General features: G+C 58.0%; 1 protein-coding gene. It reads left to right on the forward strand.

The features are described 5' to 3' along the window. Window positions 1-100: 100 nt before the first annotated feature. Window positions 101-205, forward strand: a 105-nt coding sequence (locus tag BP858_RS01850) for a DUF473 family protein (RefSeq protein WP_286878694.1), incomplete at its 3' end; no start/stop codon positions are given.

Consider the following 205-nt stretch of genomic DNA (forward strand, 5'->3'; position numbering starts at 1 on the left):
CGGTGGAGATCGAGGCGGCGATGTCCCAGATCGCTGAACAGGTGCAGAAGACCGAGGCCGCGCCGCGGAGAGAGCAGCTTCCGATGTACGGGTGATAGCCATGAAGTATGCAGCGTTAACCGGAATATCACCATCAGTCATTGCAGAGCTAAAAGGCGGCAAGGCCCGGACTCTGGAGTTATGCAGCGCCCACAACATCATCACG

Source organism: Methanoculleus sp. UBA413, from assembly GCF_002502935.1.
GTDB lineage: Archaea > Halobacteriota > Methanomicrobia > Methanomicrobiales > Methanoculleaceae > Methanoculleus > Methanoculleus bourgensis.